Origin of the sequence: Siphonobacter sp. BAB-5385 (assembly GCF_002261125.1) — a bacterium.
Lineage (GTDB): Bacteria > Bacteroidota > Bacteroidia > Cytophagales > Spirosomataceae > Siphonobacter.
In genome coordinates this window covers 56,608-63,437 of record NZ_NMPS01000021.1, presented here as the reverse complement: position 1 = coordinate 63,437, position 6,830 = coordinate 56,608, and the positions used below count along the sequence as shown (strand labels likewise).

Annotated in this window: 6 protein-coding genes; 1 reads left to right on the top strand and 5 read right to left on the bottom strand. The window is 49.6% G+C overall.

Going from position 1 to position 6,830, the window contains the following annotated elements; translation table 11 throughout:
* The first annotated feature begins 104 nt into the window (after positions 1 to 104).
* Positions 105 to 1,358, top strand: a complete 1,254-nt coding sequence (locus tag BWI93_RS01735) for an MFS transporter (RefSeq protein ID WP_094808443.1) — start codon at positions 105 to 107, stop codon at positions 1,356 to 1,358.
* A gap of 287 nt (positions 1,359 to 1,645) precedes the next feature.
* Here the strand turns inward: BWI93_RS01735 and BWI93_RS01730 are convergent, their stop codons facing one another.
* From BWI93_RS01730 to BWI93_RS01710, 5 genes are all read right to left on the bottom strand, one after another.
* Positions 1,646 to 2,743, bottom strand: a complete 1,098-nt coding sequence (locus tag BWI93_RS01730) for a M20 family metallo-hydrolase (protein WP_094808442.1) — start codon at positions 2,741 to 2,743, stop codon at positions 1,646 to 1,648.
* Positions 2,744 to 2,779: 36 nt separating this feature from the next.
* The gene (locus BWI93_RS01725) at positions 2,780 to 3,739 is read right to left on the bottom strand and encodes an ADP-ribosylglycohydrolase family protein (RefSeq protein ID WP_094808441.1); all 960 of its coding nucleotides are present in this window, start codon (positions 3,737 to 3,739) and stop codon (positions 2,780 to 2,782) included.
* Positions 3,740 to 3,793: 54 nt separating this feature from the next.
* Positions 3,794 to 4,582 (bottom strand): acetylglutamate kinase, encoded by a 789-nt coding sequence (gene argB / locus BWI93_RS01720; RefSeq protein ID WP_094808440.1) that lies wholly within the window; start codon positions 4,580 to 4,582, stop codon positions 3,794 to 3,796.
* A 60-nt stretch (positions 4,583 to 4,642) separates the two neighbouring features.
* A complete protein-coding gene (locus tag BWI93_RS01715) occupies positions 4,643 to 5,587 on the bottom strand; it encodes an N-acetylornithine carbamoyltransferase (RefSeq protein ID WP_094808439.1) in 945 nt (314 codons plus the stop codon).
* 92 nt (positions 5,588 to 5,679) lie between these two features.
* The gene (locus BWI93_RS01710; protein ID WP_094808438.1) at positions 5,680 to 6,810 is read right to left on the bottom strand and encodes an aspartate aminotransferase family protein; all 1,131 of its coding nucleotides are present in this window, start codon (positions 6,808 to 6,810) and stop codon (positions 5,680 to 5,682) included.
* Positions 6,811 to 6,830: the final 20 nt, after the last annotated feature.

The following is a 6,830-nucleotide window of genomic DNA, read 5'->3' as shown; positions in this document are numbered from 1 at the left end:
AAAGAGGTCGCTGTACAGCGACCTCTTTTTTCTTTTAATGCGTTTTTTAACTATACGTTTGTAGCATTGCATGGAATTTCTTTCTAACAGCTCTATTCGTTCGCATGAATGCTTACCCTACTGATCCGTTTGCCGCCCTGCGTTACCGGGAATTTACCTTTTTTGGTCTAGCCAGTTTCTTCTTCACTACCGCCATCCTGATTCAGGAGGTTGTCTTAGGCTACGAAATTTACCGGATTACGCACGATCCGCTGGCCTTGGGGCTAGTAGGCCTTGCAGAAGCCATTCCTTACATTTCATTGGCGTTGCTGGGTGGACACTTCGCAGACAAGTATGATAAGAAACGAATCATCTTACTGAGTTTGCTCGTCATACTGGTGGGTTCGTTTATTCTGCATTGGGCTACATTGCCCGAAACGCGGGCCGCTCATCCGGATACTTTTCTACTCACCATTATCTATTGCGTAGTTGCATTGATTGGATTAGCCCGTGGCTTTTATAGCCCAGCTACTTCTTCTCTGAAAGCATTCCTCACTCCTCGTGAAGTCTATCCTAACGCGGCATCCTGGTACAGTTCGTTTTGGCAAACGGGAGCCATTCTGGGGCCGGGGCTTGCTGGATTTCTTTATGCCTGGATGGGTATGGCGGGTACCATGTGGCTGGTGATTGCTGGATTAGGATTGGTCTTTCTTTTGTTTTTATTCATCAAAAAGAAACCCATTCCTGAAGTGTCGGAAGCAGAAGAACAGCTTAGCGTCTGGCAGAGCATTCGGGAAGGGATCACATTTGTGTTCGGGAATAAGCTCCTCCTCTACTCCATTTCGCTGGATCTGGTGGCCGTATTGTTTGGCGGAGTCGTAGCGATCCTGCCCGTTTTTGCCGAGGATGTTCTTCATGTAGGAGCTGAAGGCTTGGGTATTCTGCGAGCCGCTCCCTCTATCGGAGCCGTACTAACGCTCGTAGCGACTGCCGTGTACTCGCCCGTACGCAGAGCCTGGTTAAACATGCTCATTGCCGTTGCAGGATTCGGTATCGCTACCATCGTTTTTGCCCTATCAACGCACTTCTGGCTTTCTGTAACGATGCTTTTCCTAACGGGAGCGTTTGACAGTATCAGTGTAGTCATTCGTCAGGCTATTCTCCAACTGGTTCCACCCGACGAGATCCGGGGACGCGTACTTTCGGTTAACAGTATCTTCGTCAGTACTTCCAATGAAATCGGAGCATTTGAATCGGGCTTACTGGCTAAAACCTTCGGTACGGTCCCTTCCGTACTCATTGGTGGGAGTCTTACGCTCGTTATTGTCGGCTTTATCTGGGTGCGTACGAAAGAGCTTCTCCATGTAAAGCTGATTTAATGGAGCCAATCCTATACACCAAAAGAAAGGCTAACTCCAATGAGAGTTAGCCTTTCTTTTGGTAGAATGTATTATTCAAAAATCTTAAATCCGAAGTAGCCAACGGCGAGCCAGAGTAAGCCTTTAATCAGAAAGAAGAAAAAGCCGGCCCAACCCAAACGCTTAATCCAACCTTTCCAGCCGGGAGTGGTTTCCTTTTGCTCCATAATATTTAGAATGATTCTATTGAATTCAAAAATCGGCAAAAAGATTCTTTTCTCCGAAGAAATACGCAGATTTCTTGTCGATCAGGCTAGTCCCCCTTTCGCCAGCACTACGTACTTAAGCATTTCAACGTACAACTGAATTCCTTCTTCGATTTCGTGCAAATAGATAAATTCATCGGCCTGGTGCGAGCGAGCCGAATCGCCGGGACCCATTTTCAGGGAAGCACAGCCAATCACGGCCTGATCGGACGTGGTGGGTGAACCGTAAGTTGTGCGTCCCAGTTGAATGCCCGCCTGCACAACGGGGTGTTCCAGAGGAATACTCGAAGGCCGCAACCGTACCGAACGGGCCTGTACTTCCGATTTCATATGGGCCTGGATAATGTCACAGGCTTCTTCCAAGGTATATTGATCCGTTACGCGTACGTCAAGCGTAAAATAGCAATTGGCTGGAACGACGTTATGTTGCTGGTTTTCGGTACGAATCACCGTAGCCGTCATTTTCATTTTTCCCAGCATCGGCGATTCCTTGGGGAATTCATACGAACGTACCCAGGCAATGTCGTCGAGAGCTTTGTACAAAGCATTTTCTCCTTCTTCTCGAGCCGCGTGACCTGCTTTTCCCTGAGCCATACAATCGAGTACCAGTAAACCTTTTTCGGCGATGGCCAGGTGCATTTGCGTGGGTTCACCCACAATGGCAAAGTCAATCGACCCCAGGTTTCCGGAATTCCACAACAGTTCCATGCCGTTGGCTCCGGAAACTTCTTCTTCCGACGAAGCCGCAAAGACAATGTTGTACGCTAAATCCGTCCGATGGTAGAAGTAGCAGAACGTAGCCAGCAGGGAAACCAGACAGCCTCCGGCATCATTGGAGCCCAATCCGAAGAGTTTTCCGTCTTCCACCAAAGGATTGAACGGATCAAGGGTCCACTTCGGGTTGGGTTTTACCGTGTCGTGGTGCGAATTAAGCAGTACCGTCGGTAAATCCGGATTGTAGTATTTATTCCGGGACCACAGGTTGTTATTCAATCGGGAAAAGGGCATGTTCCGTTCCCGGAAAAATTCTTCCAGCAGATACGCCGTCTGATCTTCTTCGCGGCTAAAGGAGGGCGTCGCGATCAGACGTTTGAGTAATTCAATGGAATCAACAGTGAGGCTTTCAAGAAGCTGAGCCATACTTACTAATTTAAAAGGGGTCGTGTGCCTCCTTCTTTATGAATGAAGAAAACGGGTAAATCGCCCAGCTAAGTCTTCGATGTTTTCGAGACGGGCCAGCGTTTGCACCCAGTTGACCGGAATACCTTCCAGTCCGTAATAGAGTCCGGCCAGACCGCCCGTAACGGAACCCGTGGTATCGGCATCATCTGCCAGATTTACGGCCCGCAGGACGGCATCCGAATACGTGTCAGTCGTCAGAAAACTCCAAAGTGCGGCTTCCAGCGAATGCAGTACGTAACCAGAAGAGTAGATTTCCTTTTCCGATAATTGTATAAGGTCTTCTTTTAAAATACGGGCAAACAGTTCGCATTCATCCGCCGAACAAATCTGCTCGGGAAACGAACCCAGCGATTGCTGAATCGTCCGGTAAGCTTCTACTTTTTCCTTACCCGCCAGGAGTTCCTGAGCAAAGGAAACCAGTACAAAGCAGGCAATCACCGAACGAATGTGACCGTGGGTCAGGCTTGATACGTTGCGTACAATCGCAAAACGTTCATCCAGACTCAACTTCGGCTGCTGGTAATGAAAGTAGAAAGCCAGGGGCAGGATTCGCATAAGCGATCCGTTGCCATTACAGAGCTCACTCGTTTCGCCCGCCTTCAGGGGTTCTACGCCCTGCTCCAGTCGATCCAGAGCGTTACGGGTGGAAATACCAATGTCAAAGACCGAGCCATGAGCCGTCCAGTCCCCGTAAAGATACCAGTTTAAAAAGCGGTTTGCCAGAGTTCGGTAATCCAGCCCCTGGATCAGTGTTTCGATGGTTTGATAGGTCAGAGCACTATCATCCGACCAGGTACCGGCGGGCTGGTGGTGCGTGCCGTAGGCTCGCATGCCTTCAACGGGCTTGTTTTTTAGAAAATTACGCGTTGTAAATTCCACCGGAACACCCATAGCATCTCCCACAGCAGTACCAATCAAGAAGCCATGAACACGAGAGTCAAAAAGTGATTTCATACGGTGTTGTTACAATTGCGGTGGTTTAAACAGACCATTCGGGCGGAATGGCTTTTACTCAGTAAGTCGGATCCGGGTACCGGTGGTGCCTTCGCTAACGGCCTGTCGAAGATCGGTGGCGTGGCAGATGGTAACCTGTTTAACGCCATCATGAAGGGCCTTGAAAGCATTATCCAGCTTCGGAATCATCCCGGCGTAAATGGCTCCGGAGGCTTTGTGCTCAGTGTAAGTACCCGGATACAGTTCGGATATGACGGTCGTATCGTCTTCAGGATTAGTCAGTACGCCTTTTTTTTCGAAACAATATACTAAATTAACTTCAAAATGCTTCGCTAACGCCACCGCAACGGCCTGAGCCTGGGTATCAGCGTTGGTATTGAGCATGGAAGCCAGAGCCGGGTCAAAGGTCAGCGGGGCGAAGACGGGAACCAGTCCTACTTCCAGAAAACGCTTGATCTGCTCCTCATTTACCGACTCAATGTCGCCTACAAAACCATAATCAACATTCCAGCCCGTCCGTTTTTTTGAACGAATAATCCCGCCATCGGCTCCGGTTAGCCCCAGAGCGTTACAATCGAGAGCCTGTAGCTGAGCGACGAGTTGTTTATTAACGAGTCCCCCGTACACCATCGTGACGACATCCAGCATGGCAGCATCGGTCACACGGCGACCTTCCACCATCACCGTCTCCACATCCAGTTTGACTGCCACCTGCGTAGCAATTTTTCCGCCCCCGTGTACCAGAATCTTGGGCAAGGGCAAGGCCGCAAAATCCGCTAAAAACTGCTGGCGGAGGGTCGGGTTATCGACCACGTTTCCACCAATTTTAATAACCGTGAGCATGAAGGTTCGAGTAAAAAAAAGGGTATACAGGTTTTTACCCGCATACCCTTCCGTCTATGATTAAGCTTGTAACATTCGCTTGAGTACGGCCTGAGCAGCCCACACGCGGTTTCCAGCTTCCTGAATAACAATTGAATTGGCTGAATCCAGTACGGCGTCTTCGACCACCAGATTCCGGCGAACGGGCAGGCAGTGCATGAACTTGGCCTGATTCGTCAGTCCCATTTTCTCCTGCGTAATCATCCAGGCTGGATCACTGTTGATGATTTGGCCGTAGGTTTCGTACGAAGACCAGTTTTTCGCGTAAATGAAATCAGCTCCTTCGAAGGCTTCGCGTTGATTGTGCGTGATACGGGCATTGCCGGAAAACTCGGGAGCCAGAGCGTAGCCTTCAGGATGGGTAATCACAAAATCCACGTCGGCAGCATTCATCCACTCGGCAAAGGAGTTAGGTACGGCCTGGGGCAGTGCCTTGACGTGCGGAGCCCAGGTCAGTACTACTTTCGGACGAGCCACTGTTTTCGTTTCCTCGATCGTAATCAGATCTGTAAAGGATTGCAACGGGTGTCGTGTCGCCGACTCCAGACTCAGAATCGGTACCCCGGCGTACTTGACAAATTGCTTGATGACCTGCTCCTGGTAATCCTTCTCCCGATCGGTCAGCGAAGGAAAACTCCGTACGCCAATGATGTCACAGTACTGCCCTACGACAGCGGCCGCTTCCTTGACGTGTTCGGCCTTATTTCCGTTCATGATCGCTCCATCTTCAAATTCCAGCCCCCAGGAATCCGTGGTAACGTTCATTACCATCACCTTCATACCCAGGTTTTCGGCTGCTTTCTGCGTACTCAGCCGGGTGCGAAGACTGGCGTTAAAGAATAGTAAGCCCAGCGTTTTATGCCGTCCCAGGTTTTCGTCGGCATAGGGGTTCTGTTTCAGCCAAAGAGCTTCCTGCACTAATCCCGGCAGGTCAGGAACATCATGAACGGAAAGAAATTGTTTCATTGGTTGAGTTTACAGTTTTCAGTTGGCTGTTTACAGTTTTCAGTTAAACGTTTCAGAAGACTGAAAACGATCAACCGAAAACTGTAAACTAGCTAAGCGTTTACCGCCAATACTTGATCGAGTGCTTCCAGGAATTGATCGCTTTCGGCCTGACCGATGGCCAGACTCGGCAGCAGACGCAGGGTGTGCTTGCCCGCGTAGCCACAGAAAATTTTATGTTCGAACAAGAGGGTGTCCCGGATTTTATCGACGGGCTGTTCAAATTCGATACCGATCATCAAACCGCGACCGCGTAACTCCTTGATCCCGCTGATACCTTTGAGTTGCTCAAACAGGTAGGCTCCCTGCTTTTCGGCGTTTTCGATCAGGTTCTCGTTTTTCATAATGTCGAGCACCGCAACCGCCGCCGCACAGGCCAGGTGGTTACCTCCAAAGGTTGTACCCAGCATACCGAATTTGGCGTGGAATTTGGGTGAAATCAGTACGCTGCCAATCGGAAAGCCGTTACCCATTCCTTTTGCCGTGGTAATCAGATCAGGTTCTACACCCGTAAACTGGTGGGAGAAGAACTTACCCGTCCGCCCGTACCCGCACTGTACGGAATCCAGGATGAGTACGGAACCGAACTGATCGCATAACTGGCGAGCAGCCTGCAGGAATTCCGTGGAAGTCACGTGAATACCACCGACGCCCTGAATGCCTTCCACAATTACCGCACAGATTTCTTCGCTCATGTTGGCTTTCAAAGCCTCCACATTATTGAAGGGGATGAACGTAACGTGCGAATTATCGTTAATGGGAGCGACAATGGAAGGGTTATCTGTAACCGCTACAGCTCCGGACGTACGACCATGGAAAGCCGCTTTAAAAGCGATTACTTTCTTACGTCCGTTGTAGAAAGAAGCCAGTTTCAGAGCATTTTCGTTGGCCTCAGCCCCCGAATTCACCAGAAACAGGGAATAATCCGGGTAACCGGAAAGGGCCCCCAGCTTCTCGCCTAATTCCTTTTGTAAGGGAATCTGTACGGAATTGGAGTAAAATCCAATTTGTGAAAGCTGACGCTTCAGGGCTTCTACGTAATACGGATGTGAATGACCCACCGAAATGACGGCGTGGCCGCCGTACAAATCCAGGTACTGATCCCCTTTTTTATCCCACAAATAACTACCCTGAGCTTTCACAGGCTCGATGTCGTAGAGCGGGTAAACATTGAATGGATTCATGCTTTGTTATTTTTATGGTT